Source organism: Acinetobacter bohemicus ANC 3994 (genome assembly GCF_000367925.1).
GTDB lineage: Bacteria > Pseudomonadota > Gammaproteobacteria > Pseudomonadales > Moraxellaceae > Acinetobacter > Acinetobacter bohemicus.
This window is the reverse complement of the sequence record NZ_KB849166.1, coordinates 16,533-34,300: the sequence shown is the minus strand read 5'-3', so window position 1 is coordinate 34,300 and position 17,768 is coordinate 16,533. Positions and strand designations below refer to the sequence as shown.

The following is a 17,768-nucleotide window of genomic DNA, read 5'->3' as shown; positions in this document are numbered from 1 at the left end:
GATTTACCAGTTTGGGGATGGATGATTTAGCAAAGGGTCGCCATCCCTTTTTTTCTCTAATACAGGAAAACCTTATGAAACTTTCAACAATTGCAATGCTATGCCACTCAATTAATGCTGCTTATTGCTTGTCTCAAGGGGATGATAGTCAACCGACTTGGGATGATGCACCTGACTGGCAGAAACAAAGTGCGTTTATGGGTGTGGAAATGCACATCAATAATCCGGATGCTACGCCTGAACAATCTCATGAGTCATGGTTGTCTCAAAAAGAAGCTGAAGGCTGGAAGTATGGCGAAGTGAAGGACGCTGAATTAAAAGAGCATCCATGTTTCCGACCTTATGACGAATTGCCAGCAGAGCAAAAAGCCAAAGATTATTTGTTTAAAGCAATGGTACATCTGGTCAAAGACTTACCTGAACCCGAAGAACACTTGGCATTAGTCAATCAGACAGCACAATTACAAGCTTCACTTGCAGCCTTTAAACAATTGGCAGGTAATCAGGCACAAAGTCTGAATACTGCTCCAGCTGCCAAAACTATAGCATCGGGTGTACGTGTTAAATACGTGGGCTTAAAAGATGAATACACAGATCGTTTGTATGAATCAAATCTGGTATTTAGTTATGGCCAAACACGCTCAGTCACCACTGACCTCGCCAATAAGTTACTCCAGCATCCTGAATTTGTACGTGATGATGCACTAGAAGCTTTAACAGCAAGTTCTGATCAAGCGGTGGACGATACCGAAGCAACGCTTAAAAAATCTCAGGAAGAAAAAGAAAATAAGGATAAGGAAAATACGCAGATGCTTGATGAAATTGATATGGTACGCCGTATGGAAGATAAAGATTCTTTGTATGAATACGCCATGAAGAACTTTAATCAGAAGATTCCTAAAAATCAATCTGTTGATTGGATGAAGGATAAGGTTTTAAACCTACTTGATACGATGGGAGTTCCTCAGTAATGCAACTTAGTGAATTACTCCGACGTTTTCGCGTACAAGCGAATGACAAGGTAGAGCCATACTTTAATGAAGATGAAGATGTTAAAGCGTGGCTCAATGATGCAGTTGAAGAAGCGTGTATACGTGGTCGCTTGGTGCATGAAAGTCAGAATAGCGATGTGTGCAAGATAGCTGTCACGTCGGGTAATTCACACTATGTATTACATGAAGCACTATATGAAATTACCAATCTGCGCTTTGATCCTGATTCAAGTCGCACCTGTCGTCATCCAGAACTGGTTTCAGAGGAATATTTAGACCGTTGTTATTACGAGAACTGGCGTGAACTGACAGGGCGACCTATGTATGCTGTTCAATCTGATACTGCATTACGTTTGGTGCCTATGCCAGATGAAGATGGTGAGCTTAAGATTGAAGGGTATCGCACACCATTGCTACCAATGGTCGATGATACAGATGCACCAGTCGATCTACATAAAGCGCACCATCCACATCTGATTGAATGGGCATTACATAAAGCATTTAGTGTTCCTGATACTGAATTCTTTGATCCGAATCGTGCACAAATCGCGGAAGGTAAATTTATTGATTACTTTGGTGAACGGCCAGACAGTGACTTGCGACGTATTACGCGTGAAGATGTGCCGCAGCATGTAGAGCCATTTTTCCCATAAGCCCCAGACGGGGCTTTTTTTACGCCTGTAAGGTTGGCGCGACCTCTTGACCACCACAGATAATCAAAATCAAGGTTATTTAATATTAAAGAGCGATCTAAGCATGGCCAATACACTCTACGATTTTGCACGTCAGCGTTTCCTTGAAGCGCAAATTAACTGGATGACCGATACTGTTAAATGTCTTTTGGTTGATACAGGTGCTTACACCCCACAAACGTCAGTCCATCAATACTTATCAGATATTCCAACGTCAGCACGTGTTGCTGGTCCAGTCTTAATGTCTGCTAAGTCTACTGCTGGTGGTGCAGCAGATGCAGCAGATGTAACTTTCACAGCCGTTTCTGGCAACTCAATCGAAGCAATTATTGTGTATATCGACTCGGGTAGTGAGAACACCAGTCCACTTGTTGCATACATCGACACAGCAACTGGCTTACCAATCACACCAAACGGTGGTGACATTATTGTGACTTGGGATAACGGAACGAATAAAATTTTCAAAGTCTGAGTAAGGATGGTGATATGAGCGAGATAGTGAGTAAGCCGCCTACACAATCTGTAAGTGTAGCTGGCTTTAAGGCGGATTTATATGCCGCTGATGAAGTCAAGATCGATTGGAATACCTTATTAAATATTCCTAAATTTCAGATGTATGCTACAGAGAAAACAGGTCGCTCTATTGGTAATGTCATGGAGTGGATTGTTGATTTTATGCGTCAGGAAGTGAATCAGCGAGGGGAACAAGTTGCATTTCAGGATTACTCAATGTGGCACGATAAAAAGGGTTATTGGAAGAATGAAGATGTATATGGTGCATTGATAGAGGCTAAGGAAAATGACGGCTAATACCGGTATTAAGTTTTATATGCATACCAATAATAATGCACCTCAATTAACCAATAATTTTGGCTGTATGTTAAATGTACTTGATGCGTGTTTAGTTAATGGGATTCAGATTGGTGCAATAAGTTCACTTACAGCAGCAGGAACGACTGTGACTGCTGTGTTTAGTGCTGCACATAACTTAATGCCATATCAGGTAGTTCAGATAGAAGGTGCTAACCAGTCTGAATATAACGTCGAAACTCGAGTACTCACTGTTCCCAATTCAACCACAATTACATTTCAATTAGCTTCTGCTCCAACGGTATCGCCAGCAACAGGCTTTATTACCGCTAAACTTCCTGCTCTTGGTTGGGAAAAACCATTTAGCAGCACCAGTGCGACAGGTGGCAAAGGGGCATACCGGTCTAAAAATACATTGTTGCCAAGTCGGCCATTTCTACGCGTTGTAGATGAGCTGGATCCCGCCTATACAGCAACGTATGCCAAATACGCAAAAGTTGGCATCGTCGAAGATATGACGGATATCGATACGATGCTTGGGGTTCAGGCTCCGTATGATAGTGCAGCACCCAATAAGAACTGGGTGGGTACAGGGAGTGGCACTACAGCCATAAATGGATGGGCAAAGTGGTATTACGCAGGTGCAACTGCTAACTTTTATAGTGATAGTCAAACGGTACCAGCAGGCAATCGAAATTGGTTACTGGTGGGGAATAGTGATTATTTCTATATATTGCCTGCATCAATTGCTGCTACTACAGATGTAATAATTTATGGATTTGGTGCATTCAAGTCACTCATAAATGTAGATACATCAAATACTTTTCTATCTTGTACATTTAATAGTGTCGTGGCTAATAATACTTATTTTCATGCACAATTAACTGGATTAGCTGATAGCCAAGCTGCAACTAAAATTTTATTACAACGAGGTTATTCTCAAGCTGCTCAATCAATTACAGCTAAAAACACTTCTTTAAATACTGGTGAAGCTGCTATGTATTCGGGTTCATTTAATTATATTGGAGCCTTTAACTTAACCAATGTGGCTCCATTTGCGCCAGTATTTATCAATGAAACTGTCTTACGCGGTGAGATGTATGGTTTGTATTGGTTATTTCAGAATAGACCATATTCCAACTACCAACTTATTGAAAAAAATAGCGGGCTTTTTATTGCAGTGAATGTGGTTCAATCGTCCTCTACACTCGGGCAAGTTGTTTTAAAAATAGGGGATTTATGATGCTTATAAATCTTCAAGTTATACCCGCCATAAATGCAAATGCTGATGCTATTTTAACCAGTGACAAAGGATTGTCGATTAAGGGGCAAGTAAAAGAAGAAAGTATTGCTATTCCTTGTCGAGTTAGACTTCATGAAAAAATAACAGGTCGTATCATTGCTGATAAATCTACTGATAGTAATGGTTTTTTTGAGTTTGACCATCTGAATTTAACCACTTTTTATGCAATCGCTTATCATCCTATTTCTAACTACAACGCTCTAATTTTTGACAACCTGATACCTAAATAAAGGTGATGTATGACCAAGTACACGCCACCTGATTCACATAATATTGTTTTTAATTTTGAAGGTGATGCATATTCTCCTCCAGATTCATACAATGTCGTCTTTAATTTTGGGGTAGAGCAAGATAAAAGACAGTATGTCTCAATCATTGGTATAGAGCCACCCGCAACTGGAAAGCCTGATGTAAAATCAGCAATCGTTACTGTCTACCCGGTAGGTTTTGATTCGTTTGCCTATGGTGGACAGAATGTAAGAAATAAAGCGCGTTTTATATATGCTCAAGGATTTAGTACACCCACTTTTGGTACAGCAAAAGCCTATAATTTAAAACAATTTATAAACTTGAATGGTCGTGGGTTTGCTGCATCTGCTTTTGGTACGGCAGCCTTTCTTGGCGGTGTTAAATACATAAAACCAAATGGAGTTGATACACTTCGATTTGGTAGCCTTACAATTAAAGATCCTAAAGAATCTCGAACACTCAGACCTATAGCATTTAATGCAATGGCATTTGGTAGTGCAGCAGTCTCTCCACAAATTTTATATGCCAAACCTTTTGTGGCGACTGCTTTTGGTACTGCTACAGTACAGCGAAATCCTTCACCAGTAGGCTTTGTTGCTACACGGTATGGTCTAGCATGGATCTCACATAGTCCACGTTATTATCAACCGCTTGGTTTTGATGCTACTGGTTTTGGATACCCAAGAATATTTGATCCAACACAAAGGATTTATCAGCAGCTTGCCCCGATTGATGCTGGTATTTTTGGTGAGATTAAAATTGCCAATAAAAATAAAATTATTAAACCTGAAGGTTTTGATTCTTCTGAATTTAGTCGATGGAGTGTGGTTGAAAGTAATCGCAGATCTATTTCGGCTCAAGGGCAGTCTTACTTAACCCTTGGTTTACCAGTAGTCCGTAATAAAACACCATCCTTTGCACCGGATTCAATCAATAGCGAAATCTTTGGTCAGCCTAGTATTGGTTATAGAATTCGTAGAATCTCAGTTACAGGGATTCCATATCCAGTTCCGAGTTTGGGTATTCCACAAGTCAGCAAAACACTTGAACTTAACCCTCGTGGTTTTATGTCATCTGCTTTTGGTGATTCAACAGTATCTAACTTGATTAGAACACTGGCACTCTTAGGCAAAGCACATACGTCATTTGGTTTGACTACAGTATGGTTTAGAAAAAGACCTTTAAAAGTTGATGATGGGATATTTTCCTTTGTTGCTGGGAAACCTGCGGTAGATCATAGTATTCGCAATATCGATACAAATGGTAAAGCATTCGATATTTATGGTACGCCCTGGGTATCGTATAGGGTCCGTACCATCGAACCTGTAAGTATTAATCAAGTCTTTCCATCTGTTCATCGTGTAGGTGGTACACAACATCTAGCCATTCATGGTTTTGTGGCCACAGCATTTGGTACGCGCATCATTCCTGAAATACAGACTATTTATCCTAAAGGCTTTGCTGAGATATTTGGAATTAACGAAGCAAAATTGCATAGACGATATATTAAGCCACTTAGTATTAGTTCGGATGGCATACCCAATGTAGGCCGTTGGGGTAAGCCTGCAATATATAACCATCGCCAATATATAAGGATGTATTTTGATCCTGATAGCCAACTCAACCCACCAAGCATGGAACCTAAGTGGCTGAAAATTGAGAACCGTAATAAGTCAGTTGTTACAGTAGGCAATGTAATGTCTGTGTTTGGCCGCATGACGATTGACAATAAAGCTAGACCTTTATATCCATCATCTTTCCAGCATAGCGAAATTGGTAAACCGATGATTTCGTATAAGGTTCGCAAGGTGCTACCTTATGCCATTGAAGAACCTTACATTTCTGGATGGACGAATCTAAGTAATAGTGCCAAAGTCATTGCACCAAAGGGTATTTCAATGCAGGCATTTGGATCACCTTTGATTGTCAATACTCGTCGTACCTTTCCTCTCAAGGGCTTTGAAAGCTCCATTATTGGTTATCCAATGGTGGTTTTCCGTATTCGTGAACTTACGTTTGAAAATCGTTATGGTATTGCGCCACCGTATATCACACCACCAACAGTACAGCATCACACTCGCTATATTGAGCCGTCTGGATTTGATCGATCAGCCATGGGGTGGGTAGAGCTTACAAGATATCAAGCGAGGATTGTTACGCGATGGTCACATAAGGATCATATGGGTGAACCCACTATCAGAAATCTCACTCCAGAAGTAAAGGCTAGGGGTGCTGCGCAAGATGAGTTTGGTTTACCTAATTTACGTCTATCTAAAGCGTTTTATAAACTGGATGGCTTTATAGCGACCATTATTCCAAAACCTTTGATTGAATTTAAAAATAGAAAAATTAAGGTGCTGAGTATTCAATCAATGCAGATTGGATCAAAACTAATAGTCACAAAAACAGGCTCACCTCCTTACACCAGTCAATATATTTACTTGGGTAATCCTCTTTTCCTTCCAGATGGAACACCTGCTGCTGGTTACGGTATCGGCATACCTGGTTCGGTTTATTGGGGAATGCCCGAATGGGATGATCCGCAAGTACCTAAACCTAGCTTGAATCAAAATGTTATCCGTGTAATTAACGAATACATTGAAACAAAAATGGGGATGCCTTCGGTATCTGCCAATTCAATACGTGTTGAACCCGGTATTCAGGAATTGGTTGTGGGGAATCCGACTGTTTCACTTAAACACCGTCAGATTATCGTTGCACCATATATCTTTGATGAGGATAACCAAGTAAGCGAGCCACTTGTTACACCTTTCCGCATTGAGCCACAGAGCTTAACTAAAGGGGTTGTATTTGGTAAACCTGTCGTCCGCAATGCCAAGGGAGAAATAAAGCCATCATCTAATGATTTTATGCACATTCCTTCGCCACAAATAGAATTAAGGAAGCGTTACATACAACCAATTGGAATATTTGCACTTCGCTTTGGATGGCATAAATTACCTGAATGGAAAATGTATGTAGAACAATATGAATCGAATGATATGTCGAGCTTTGGTAGTCCTAGTGTTGTACGTGATGACCATGGAAAACCACAAGCAATTGCACCGAAGGGGTTTGGTGAGGTGTTTGGAACGACCAAGATTGAGTTAAAAAATCGTCAGATATACCCATTCGGTTTTACGGATGCAGCTATGGGATATTCGAGTTCGTCGGATTACCAGTATTACCCACAATCACTGCATATAGGTTTTAAAAAACCGATTATGATTGTTGGGAAGGATTGTGCAGTATTTGGTAGCACTTGGGTCAGCTATAAAGTTCGTGAAATTGTACCAAAAGGTTTTGATAGTTTTATTTCCACCTATGGTCCAACAGAATTTAAAAAACGCATGAAGGTCATAAGACAACCGCAGACTAAAGCAAAACAATTCATAAGTGTTGTTGGCATGGAGCATACCAGTTACGGCACTCCAAACATTAGAAATAAAGTTCATTACATCAGACCAGATGGTAATTCAGACCAATATCGAAAAGGGGCGTTTTAATGACAACTAAAAAATTACCACCTGTGATGGGAATGGATAATACAAGCGAAGAATTTGCATTAGAACGAAGCGGTGATGGTGCAAAGCTATATGTACGTGATGCGGTAAATATTGATTTCACTGAATCAGGGCGTATGACTATGCGTGAAGGTATTGCCTTGCAAACCAATTTACCTTTTAAGTACTTATGGCAATCTTCACTTCACCATGATTGTTTTGCAATGCTACATGGTGCTTGGGTAAAAGTAGATCCAATTACTTGGGAGTATGAGGAATTAATACCGCAGATTGGTGAGGGTCCTTTATTTCATCAAATCATTAATAATTTTGTTTTAATGTCTTGTGACACTGGTCTTTATACTTTTAATGGATTACAGGCAGTTAAGTTTACGATTGATACGCCAGCAAAGCCTTATGTAAGTTTTAGTGCTGATGGAAGTATTGACGCAGGTGCATATTCGTTTGCTATCTCGTGGCTTGTAGGTGAGCGAGAATCAGCATTATCAGAGATAGATAAGATTGACGTAGTGCAGTATTCAAACCTAGATGTGCAATTCCCAATGTGCTTAGATGAAAAGGTGACACATATTCGTCTTTATATGACAGAACAGAATGGTGGTGAACTGCGCCAAGTAAAGGATTATCCGATTTCGACTACACACACTTCTTTGCCAGTTTTACCTGAATTTGGACGTGTACCGCAATTTCAACACTTCTCACCGATGAAGCATGGTAAATTTTTAAGTCTTTGGCGTGGTCGTATCCTTTGTGTTCATTTGAATGTTTTATATTTCTCTGAAGCAATGGCTTTTCATCTTACCGATGAGCGTTACAACTTCATTCAATTTCCGCAACGAATTACTTTTGTTGAACCTGTAGAGGGTGGTATTTGGGTGGGGCAATATGATCATGTGGTTTTCTTGCGTGGTGCTGATTTAAAAGAATTGGTGCTAGAACATAAGGCCGCAGCTAAACCTATTTCAGATAGTGGTTTTACTGTTGATAGTGCGGTAGTGGGTGCTGATCTTTCTCAAGGTGGCGCATTGTCTGCAATGTGGCTCTCTGAGAAAGGTTTCGTGTTGGGGAGTGCAAGCGGTCAATTAATTGAATTACAGTCAGATCATTTATCCAATATTACAGCTCTATCTGGTATGGCTGTAGGGTTAGGAAACAGAGTTGTCGCTATTGTAAATTGAATTATTATCAATTCTAACAGTGCATAACCATGGATAAAAAACGCTTAAAATCAGCTCTATCACGTGATTTGGATAACCAAGTTTATGATGAGACGGAAGAAGGAATTTATTTCCCTCGTCATGGTGTTATGGCATCGGGTGAATATTTTGATCGTATCAACGGTGGTGAATGGCAACGTACCCCCAACCTGATCACCAAGGAAGGTCGTATCGATGCGATCAATACTTATATTGGCAGTAAGGCAAAACCAGTAGGTTTTTATTTAGCTTTGTTTAGTGGTGCAGCAGCTCCAGCAGATAATTGGACTGCTGCAAATTTTGCCACGGTAGCCAGTGAAATCGTGTCATTGTCAGAAGGTTACACCTTACCAACACGTGCGCAATTCATTTCAACCAATGCAACAGTTGATACCTTTATTGACAATATGGCTAATGTGGCACGTTTAACGATTGCTACTGCTTCACAGTTAAATGTTACTGGTACTGCATTATTGACCAATTCAGCACGTGGCGGCACCACTGGTGTATTGGTATCAGCAACCAAGTACCCAGCAGCACGAACTTTCCAAGATGGTGATACTTACGATGTGGGTTATCGCTTTGCATTAACATCATAAGGTGCATACTCCACGCCCTTATGGGTTGGCGGTAGAAGGCGGAGAACTGACTGAATACGATAAAGCATTTATTCATTCAACAGTTGTTCGCTTTTCTAATTTTAAAGAAGCAAGCCGCCTTGAAAGTTTGCGAGATACTTACGACCTACCGAATGGTGGTTACTGCGTCATTCAAGACATGGGTAATGTATTAAAGGTTATTGCGCATAAGACTCAAACCAATCCTCAATTTTCTTTCACCATAGATGGTATGGCCAAGGCTTATATTCCAATGTTTTTCAGTGGAATTATTACCAGAGCAAGGGTTAATTCATCTCAGGGTGTGAAACTAAAACTTACTCAGTCTTGTATTGCTAGATTAAAGCAACTACCAGATGTAGAGAACGTGACCAAAGAGATAGAACTACAAAGGTTTGTTATTCCATATGGTGAGAACTTTTCTGAATTTAAGCCAGAGTATGAAAGCGACCAAATATGGACACAATACGTTGCTCAGAATGCCGGATGGTATAGTGGCTCTATGGCAAAACTCATGCAAGTTGTTGGTGGTTATGGTCGTCAAGATTTTGACTATCTGCCCAATACCCCACTAGAACGTGCAATATTCCAACTTCCTGTTTCTGTGTATGAACTGATCGAAGATGAAATTAACGGTGTAAGACTACCAGGTTATACCGGTATCCCGCCGTTAGATGGCAAGTTTCAATATGACTATAAATTTAGTAAAACGCATGCGGTGAGTTTCGATACTTTCGGTAAGCCTTGGCTGGTTCAAATCGGGTCCGATAAAAAAGTATGGGCAATGCCATTGCCAATTATTCCTGCAACTCTAAGTGAACACTTTAAACAGTATGTGGAAGAAGAATTAAAAGATGATGAAATCCTTGAAATTCTAAATCACTTTGGCGCTATGCCATCGGGTGAGGGTTTCCCCGAAGATAAATCAGAGTTTATGTCTTGGGTACGTGCTGGTGTCATTGTTCAGGTTTGCGATACTTCTGATTTTTATAATCATATTGCCTATTACGAAGCATGTGGTTGGTCTTTTAATACACGTGGTGGTAATGCTTACAATACTTGCTACAACTATGATTACACCACAGGTCTGGCTTTTGGGATGACATATAAAATGTCACTGTCATTGGTTGGTCAAGAAGATCATTACGGGTTAAAGCGCGTTTCAATTAATAGTCAAGAACTAGGTGATTCAGAAGCCAGAAGGTTGATTGAATATCTTCAACAACTGATGGCCAAGTTAAAAGATGGTAGTCATCGTTCTAATGCAATCCTTTACAAACTCAGAAAAGTTGGAAACGAGATCATCTTAAAACGTGTCCAGCAAGCTGGCATCAATATCCATTTTGAGAATGAAGTGAATTACTGGGATGGCTATACGGTTAAAGCTGCACAACACACTGGAAGTGTTACCCAAGTGTATAGTGGATATTTATTTCATCCAGCAAAATTTGAAAATCAACCACAAATCAAATTCCCTAACTATGCACAAGGGGGCTGTCTTTCTTTTAACTTTTCACCTATCGAAACAGGTTGGCGTGTGGCCTGCGATACCATTATGTTCGCCTATTATGATGGTGATGACATTAAGGTTGTTAAATATTTTATTGATGAATCACTCACTTATTCTAAGGAAATCGATACAGACTATGAAGAATGTATGATGGTGGGGCATTGGTACAAAAATGAAACTGAAGGCTTTACCAGTATATTTGGGCATTTCTATACCAGTGATATTGATGAGCGTGATGAAGTAAGCCAGTCAGTAACAAAAACAACAATTGAAGGGCGTGATCAGGGCTATGACAGCAAGCCATTTTTTGCACAAGATAGTATTTTTTGGCGACCTGGTACGCTGTGGAGAAACCGTTACTACACGCATCTTATAAAAACAGATAGTACCAGTGGTACTAACTTATATTTAGGTGTTTGTATCCCTATGTTTCAACGTGCATGTGTTCTACATGCGACTAAAGAAACTCATGTTAGTAAGTCATATTCAGAATCTTATGGATTACTTGCGGCTAAATATCCTTACTCTTACAGATATTGGACCCACGATAACCTTTTCGCGTTTATCGGTGGTTTGGCAGTGCAAAAAGGTCAACCAGTACCAGTTGCAGGGAATCCTGTTTGGGTAGAAATTGAAAATTATGCACCGTCCATGTGTTCAGACTTTGCTGACCAAGGACCTTGGATTCCAAGCCTACCTGCTGACTATACATGGTTAGTGCATCCAGATCGGATGGTTTGGCGCGCACAAGGTGGAGGTGGACCACCAAAAGTTAAGGAATATAGTTTCACACGCTCGTTAGCTGCTAACACGGATGATCGAGTAATTAAAACCATGTTTATGGAACAAACCGTTGATGTAAAGAAAGAAGGTGTTTCTGATGGTTATTTCATTTCGTCACCAAATCCAATCGGTTCAATTTTCTATAGAGATGCCTGTAGAGTTTTTATGGGTAGGGCGGAATATGGGAACATAGGGGAAGCAGTAAATAACATGCGGTGGAGAGGTGGTTACACCTCACTAGCTGATCATAAATCTTGTTATCACTTTATTGGAGTAATTAATGAGTAATTACTGGGATGACACAATTGAAACAGCCATTGCTTCGGACAAAGTGTGGGCCAATACCCTCGTTCTTACCAATGAAGTTGCAAAAGCCACCGCAACCATAATTTTTATTCTTGGGGTTTTAACAACTGAGCATGCTGTAGCCACAGATAGTGTATTTGGCTATCGTGGTTTTAGCGTGACTGAGTCGGCTCAAATACAAGACCAAGCATTTAGTATTAAACATGGTACTGACTTGACAGTTGAAGTGGCCAAAGCAAAAGATAAGGTTTTTGCAGGATTTCATGACTTAATCATAGAGCAAGCTACAGCAATTGATACTGATCGAAGTCTGATTGGTTCTATGGTTTATGAGTCTGCGCATGCATCTGATCTTGATTTAAGTAAACGTCTTGTTGCTTATACCGTTCAGGAAAAGGCTCGTCTATCTGATACTGCTTTTGCCTACCAAATCTCATTGATTACTGAAACAGTAGCTATAAATGATTCGCTGTATTCCCAATTAAAAGCATTTTCACTGGTCAGTGAAGTGGCAACTGTTAAGGACTATGATTTATCAGCACTAGCAACACAGAACTTTGTCATTGAATCGGGACAAGTAAAAGATGGTGTTTATGGTGCATTACATGCACATGGCATGGTGGTTGAAATAGCTTTAGTCACGGATCATGTGTTTTCAGAACAATTACATGGTCAAGCTTGGACAGCCAATACTGATACATGGGCAATGAGTCGTTATGCACCGTTCTCATTTGAAGGTGTCAGCGTGATTAATGGGGAGTTGTATACATGGAATAAGGATGGAGTTTACTTATCCGGTATTGAAGGTGAGTCTATTTCAGCAAAAATTCAAACTGGTAAATTAGATTTTGGTGAAGCTCTTGTTCATCCGACTGCTGCATATCTTGAATATCAAATGTCTGGTACAGAAAAGGCTATGCACATTGCGGTCACTACTACTCAAAGTGGACTGTCTGCAACTTATCAATATCTATTACCCAAAGAGCAATCTGATTATTTAACCAATGGTCGAATCATTTTTGGTCGTGGCTTACGTGGTCGCCATTTTTCGTTTGAAGTTGCGCTAAATGCCACCTCTGCACAAATAAATGCTTTGTCTATTGAGCATACGAAAACAGCTAGGAGAACCTAATGGGTATTGATTCTAAAGTTGCACCTGATGGCGTAATGGATGCAGCTATTACGACTGTTATGGATCAGATGGCGAAACTAGATAGCGTAACCAAGAAATACCAAACTGAATTAACTCAATCATTAACTGATATTAAGAATATTGAAGTCAAACCAGTGGCCGCACTACAGCCATTGAATATTCCACAAACACCCGTACCAAATTTAAACTTTGCAGCACAACCTACGTTTAATGCGGTTAATTTAACCGTACCGAATACACCTGAATTTAAAAATATAGATTCGTTATTATCTGAATTAGATTTAAGCGATTTAGATATACCAGTTGCACCTGAAATACCTGCTATTCAGTTACCAGAAACACCAGGCATTCAGCATATTGATGTACCATTAAAGCCACAAATTGATACAGATATTCAATTACCGGAAGCACCAGTACTTGATTTACCTGAATTACAGGAATTGATTCAATTAGATATTCCAGCATTTACATTTCCTGAATTGCCAGACTTTAACGACAAGCCACCATCTTTAGATTCAATTACAGTACCTAATGTTTTTATTGATTGGAAAGAACCAGAGTATGAATCTGAATTACTGCCCAGTCTTCAGGCTAAAGTAAAACTATGGATGAGTGAGGGTGGTACTGGTTTTCCACCTGCTATTGAAGATGCCTTATTTAATCGTGCACGTCGTCGTGAGGGGCGTGAAGTTGAACGAGCAGTTCAAGAAGCTATAGGCGATTGGTCAGCACGTAATTTTTCAATGCCACCAGGAATGTTGGTTAAACAAGTTGCAGCAATTCGTGAGCAAGGACAACTTAAAGCAAGTGAGTTGAACCGTGATATTCTGATTGAAGCAAGTAAGTTGGAGATAGAAAACATACGCTTTATGGTTGAACAAGGCATTGTCTTGGAGCAGCTCACCAGTAATTTATTTTCTAATGTTGTTAATCGCTTATTTGAAACTGCTAAGTTTAATGCGGAAAGTCAGATCAGTGTATTTAATGCGCAAGTGGCTTTGTTTAATGCTCAAAATAGCGCATTTGAAACACTTTCATCTGTATACAAAACCAAGTTAGATGGTGCATTAGCAAAACTTTCTGCTTATAAAGCTGCGGTGGACGCACAAGTCGCTATTGGACAGATCAATGAACAGTATGTACAAGTCTATAAGGCTAAGACAGAAGCGGTATTATCAAATGTAGAATTATATAAAGCGTTGGTACAAGGTGCATCTGCACGTGCTGATGTTATTAAAAATCAATTTGATGCGTACCGTACCGAAGTACAGGCATATAGTGAACAGATTAGTGCTGAAAAGGTCAAGGTAGACGCATATGAAGCACAAGTACGTGGCGAAACGTCTAAAGTTGGTATGTTTGAAGCACAAAGTCGAGCATATGCATCAACAGTTCAGGCCATTCAATCCAAAGCAGATGTTAAAAGCAAAGCAATTCAATTGAAGATGGAAGCCGCGAAAACTTGGATTTCAAAATATACTGCTGATGTAGATGGTTACAAGGCAGGGCTACAAGCAAGCTTAAATGAAGTTCAAATGAATACGACGGCTTTTGGTGCACAAGTAGAGGCATGGAAAGCTGGTGCAAGTGTTGATATATCTCATTCAGAAATGCAATCACGTTATGCAGACATGAATACACGTGGAAATATTGCTTTTGCAGAAATGCAAATTAAACAATATGAAGCAAATATTCAGCATGCGATTCAAGAAGCACAAATTGCATTGGAGTCTGCGAAAGCTCTTGGTCAGTATTCAGCACAGCTGGCGGCAGGTGCTATGTCTGCGGCTCATATTTCAGCCAGCATTAGTGGTAGTGGCTCTGCAAATACATCTTATTCAAACAGTGAAAGTGAATCTACAAGTACAAGTCACAACTACAATTATTGATTTCAACCTCTAAGGTTCGCCCTAATTTTTTAAGTTTTCCATAATGGATAAAATTTAAAAACGTAGGGTTTTTTTTATGTTCGGAATTCAGCAAAAGGGCAAGCCTAAACAGGCTGACACCGGCAAAGGTGGCATGATTAAAGGGAAAGGTACGGGCACTTCTGACGATATTAAAAAAAATGTCAAAAGTGGTAGCTATATTATGCCTGCGGATTCAACCAAAAAAATCGGGGAGGAAAACTTAGATAAAATGGATAGTTCCCCCAAAGTTAATCTCAGTAACGGTGAATACCAACTCACGCCTGATCAAGTTCACTCGGTGGGTGTTGAAACCTTGGATCGGATGAAAGATCAAACGCACACACCGGTTAATCAACCGCAACTTGGTATTAAGTCAGGGAAGAAAGAACCAGAATTGTTTTTTGCCAATGGTGGTGTGGTCAGTCCTTATCCATCGGCTGATGATATTCGCAAGGCAACTGCACAAAAGCAAATGAGTGGCCCGACAATGCGTGATGTAAGCGGTATTACACGTGATGTTAATCGCCCATTACCCCAAACATATCAAGCACCATCAACACCAGCTGCAAATTCTGCGAATACAGCACCAGCGCAAGGTGGTGGCTTTATGGGTGGTGTTAAAAACATGGCCAAAGGTTTAGGTAAGTTTCATGGTATAGGCTCAATGGCTGGTGGTGCAATAACAGGTTTTAATACTTCTACAGAAGATTATGCTGAACGTATGGGTCTTGATCCCAACGCAGAACGTGGGGTGTTGGCTGAAACAGGTATTCGTGCCGCAGGCGTTTTATCTGACGTAGGTAATGCTGCGAGTTTTGGAATATTGGGAAATCGTTTTCCCGATAAACAACGAGCGGCAGCAGAACAAGGATTAGTAGAACAACAAGCACGCTTTGCTGCACATAATGTTTCTAAGTCGGCACAACCAGTGAGTAAACCGACAGCACCAGTGCCAGTACAGGCCAAACAACCAAGTTTTAATGACACAATCAATAGCGAACTATATGGAACGCCCCCAACTGGACAACCAACACAAACCGCGCCACAACAAAATGCAGATCCTTATGCAATTCAGCAAAAAGGGAGCAGTTTTAGTTACGCTAATCCGAATGCGGCAAATCAGGCACGTGCAGCAGGTGTACCAGAATTACAAAGCAGTGGCTTTGCTGGAGGTATTCGTCCAGCGAATGACCCACGCGGTGTGGCAAATTTAATGCAAAATACACGTGAATTTGGTCCAACTGATCAGCAAATCAATCAAGCATTAAATCAATTGAATGGTCAGCAAGGGCAAGGCATTACATATCCTGATCGACCTGCACGTAACGACATGCAAGAAGCTGAACGCAATAATGTTCTGAGTCAAATTCAGGCACCGATTAAAGGCGCACGTGGCATGACTTCTAGCCAACGTTCGCAGCTTATGGAGATGCAAACTGGTGAGGATAATCGTGCAACTACGATGTATAACACTGATGCCAATAACGCGACCAGTCAGCTAAACAACTCAACCAATAATGCTGCATCGATTGCACAAACCATGATGCGTGAACAAGGTTCTAATGATCGTGCAGTATTGGGTGAGAATGGACAGAATTCACGTTATGGCATGGGCTTGGAACAGGATGCAGCCAAGTTTAATGCTGAGTTTGGTTTAAAAAACCGTGAAGCAAAATTGAATGAAACCAAAGAAGGTTTTGGTATTCGTAATTCTCAACGTGTCGAAAAACTCTATGAAATGTACGACAAGGCTGAAACAGACGAGCAACGTGCAACTATTCAAGAGAAGATCAATCGCTTCACTGGCGCCAAGGGTGAAAGTGGTAAAGATCGTTACATGACTGTAGGCGGTGGTCAAGAGTACAACAAAGAAGAGGGCGTAATGATTAACCGTCCACAACAAATTTTCGATACCAAAACAGGGCAGTTACAGAATATTGATGGCAACCCTTCTCGACAAGCAACAGTAGGAGCTAATTCAGAGAAATTTAAAGGGTATCAGGTTTATACAGATGCTAATGGTAACAGCGCATATCTTGATCCGAAGACAGGGCAATTTAAGCCAATCCCGAAATAGAACAAAGCCACCGTAATGGTGGCTTTATCTTTATCAATTACACTGCATTTGCCCGCCAATATTCTGGCATGATCCGCCAGTAGAAGGAAAATAGGTATCTCCTCCACCCTTATTGTATCGGGTACCATCAGTTCCCCAACATCCAGCACTATCACAGTTTGTAATAGATGAAGTTGGTGCAGAATTACTAACATTATTGTTTGTGTTTGAAAGTCCAGCAATTGCGTTACGTTGGCTTGCTGTTAAACCTCTTGAGCCCGAAATTGGTTGGCTTGCTTCATTGATTAATCGCTGTTGTTCCGCACTTCGTTCAGGCTGACGTGGCGGTGAGTATGTTGTTCTGTTATTGCCTTGATAAGGGTTGTAGTGTTGAGTTGGAATCGAGGCATTGGATTTAAATTCTTTCCGTTGAGTTGAAGTCGCTGGTGTAGATCCGAGTGATCGAAGAGTTTCAATCTTTTGTTGTTTTGTACCTGCAGGCGGTTGTTTGCTGGAATATGTCACATTTCCTTTGCTGTCTACCCATTTATAATAATTTTTGGCATGCACCTGTGTTAAGCAAAATCCAAGCGACATTCCAACTAAAACAACTTGTTTTAACATCATGTTAACCCTTAATTTTTATCGTTTAATTAGAAACTGAAAT

General features: G+C 40.4%; 14 protein-coding genes. 13 read left to right on the top strand and 1 reads right to left on the bottom strand.

Translation table 11 applies throughout. From position 1 onward, the window contains the following. Positions 1 to 74 precede the first annotated feature (74 nt). From F994_RS06290 to F994_RS06230, 13 genes are all read left to right on the top strand, one after another. Positions 75 to 971 carry a RyR domain-containing protein gene (locus F994_RS06290; RefSeq protein WP_004649382.1) on the top strand — a complete coding sequence of 299 codons (897 nt, stop codon included), beginning with the start codon at positions 75 to 77 and terminating at the stop codon, positions 969 to 971. Next, on the top strand, positions 971 to 1,645 hold the full coding sequence (locus F994_RS06285) for a phage adaptor protein (protein WP_004649380.1): 675 nt from the start codon (positions 971 to 973) through the stop codon (positions 1,643 to 1,645). Before F994_RS06290 ends, F994_RS06285 begins: the two co-directional genes overlap by 1 nt. 103 nt (positions 1,646 to 1,748) lie before the next feature. Beyond that, the gene (locus F994_RS06280) at positions 1,749 to 2,156 is read left to right on the top strand and encodes a hypothetical protein (protein ID WP_004649379.1); all 408 of its coding nucleotides are present in this window, start codon (positions 1,749 to 1,751) and stop codon (positions 2,154 to 2,156) included. Positions 2,157 to 2,170: 14 nt separating this feature from the next. Next, positions 2,171 to 2,494 carry a hypothetical protein gene (locus F994_RS06275; protein ID WP_004649378.1) on the top strand — a complete coding sequence of 108 codons (324 nt, stop codon included), beginning with the start codon at positions 2,171 to 2,173 and terminating at the stop codon, positions 2,492 to 2,494. Next, on the top strand, positions 2,484 to 3,737 hold the full coding sequence (locus F994_RS06270; protein WP_004649377.1) for a hypothetical protein: 1,254 nt from the start codon (positions 2,484 to 2,486) through the stop codon (positions 3,735 to 3,737). The genes F994_RS06275 and F994_RS06270 overlap by 11 nt, the downstream gene beginning before the upstream one ends. After that, positions 3,734 to 4,027 carry a hypothetical protein gene (locus F994_RS06265; protein ID WP_004649376.1) on the top strand — a complete coding sequence of 98 codons (294 nt, stop codon included), beginning with the start codon at positions 3,734 to 3,736 and terminating at the stop codon, positions 4,025 to 4,027. Before F994_RS06270 ends, F994_RS06265 begins: the two co-directional genes overlap by 4 nt. Positions 4,028 to 4,036: 9 nt before the next feature. Then, positions 4,037 to 7,552 carry a hypothetical protein gene (locus F994_RS06260; RefSeq protein WP_004649375.1) on the top strand — a complete coding sequence of 1,172 codons (3,516 nt, stop codon included), beginning with the start codon at positions 4,037 to 4,039 and terminating at the stop codon, positions 7,550 to 7,552. Continuing rightward, entirely contained in the window at positions 7,552 to 8,748 is a 1,197-nt protein-coding gene (locus tag F994_RS06255) for a hypothetical protein (RefSeq protein WP_004649374.1), read from the top strand. The genes F994_RS06260 and F994_RS06255 overlap by 1 nt, the downstream gene beginning before the upstream one ends. A gap of 29 nt (positions 8,749 to 8,777) precedes the next feature. Then, on the top strand, positions 8,778 to 9,365 hold the full coding sequence (locus F994_RS06250; protein WP_004649373.1) for a hypothetical protein: 588 nt from the start codon (positions 8,778 to 8,780) through the stop codon (positions 9,363 to 9,365). A 1-nt stretch (position 9,366) separates the two neighbouring features. After that, complete coding sequence (locus F994_RS06245) at positions 9,367 to 11,964, top strand: hypothetical protein (protein ID WP_004649372.1); 2,598 nt, start codon at positions 9,367 to 9,369, stop codon at positions 11,962 to 11,964. Continuing rightward, on the top strand, positions 11,957 to 13,114 hold the full coding sequence (locus tag F994_RS16965) for a hypothetical protein (RefSeq protein WP_004649371.1): 1,158 nt from the start codon (positions 11,957 to 11,959) through the stop codon (positions 13,112 to 13,114). The genes F994_RS06245 and F994_RS16965 overlap by 8 nt, the downstream gene beginning before the upstream one ends. Beyond that, the gene (locus tag F994_RS06235; RefSeq protein WP_004649370.1) at positions 13,114 to 15,024 is read left to right on the top strand and encodes a hypothetical protein; all 1,911 of its coding nucleotides are present in this window, start codon (positions 13,114 to 13,116) and stop codon (positions 15,022 to 15,024) included. Before F994_RS16965 ends, F994_RS06235 begins: the two co-directional genes overlap by 1 nt. Positions 15,025 to 15,100: 76 nt before the next feature. Next, positions 15,101 to 17,122, top strand: coding sequence for a hypothetical protein (locus tag F994_RS06230; protein WP_004649369.1), 2,022 nt, complete (start codon positions 15,101 to 15,103; stop codon positions 17,120 to 17,122). Between the two features lie 33 nt (positions 17,123 to 17,155). Here the strand turns inward: F994_RS06230 and F994_RS06225 are convergent, their stop codons facing one another. Next, positions 17,156 to 17,698 carry a DUF4124 domain-containing protein gene (locus tag F994_RS06225; protein WP_228128041.1) on the bottom strand — a complete coding sequence of 181 codons (543 nt, stop codon included), beginning with the start codon at positions 17,696 to 17,698 and terminating at the stop codon, positions 17,156 to 17,158. Positions 17,699 to 17,768 lie beyond the last annotated feature (70 nt).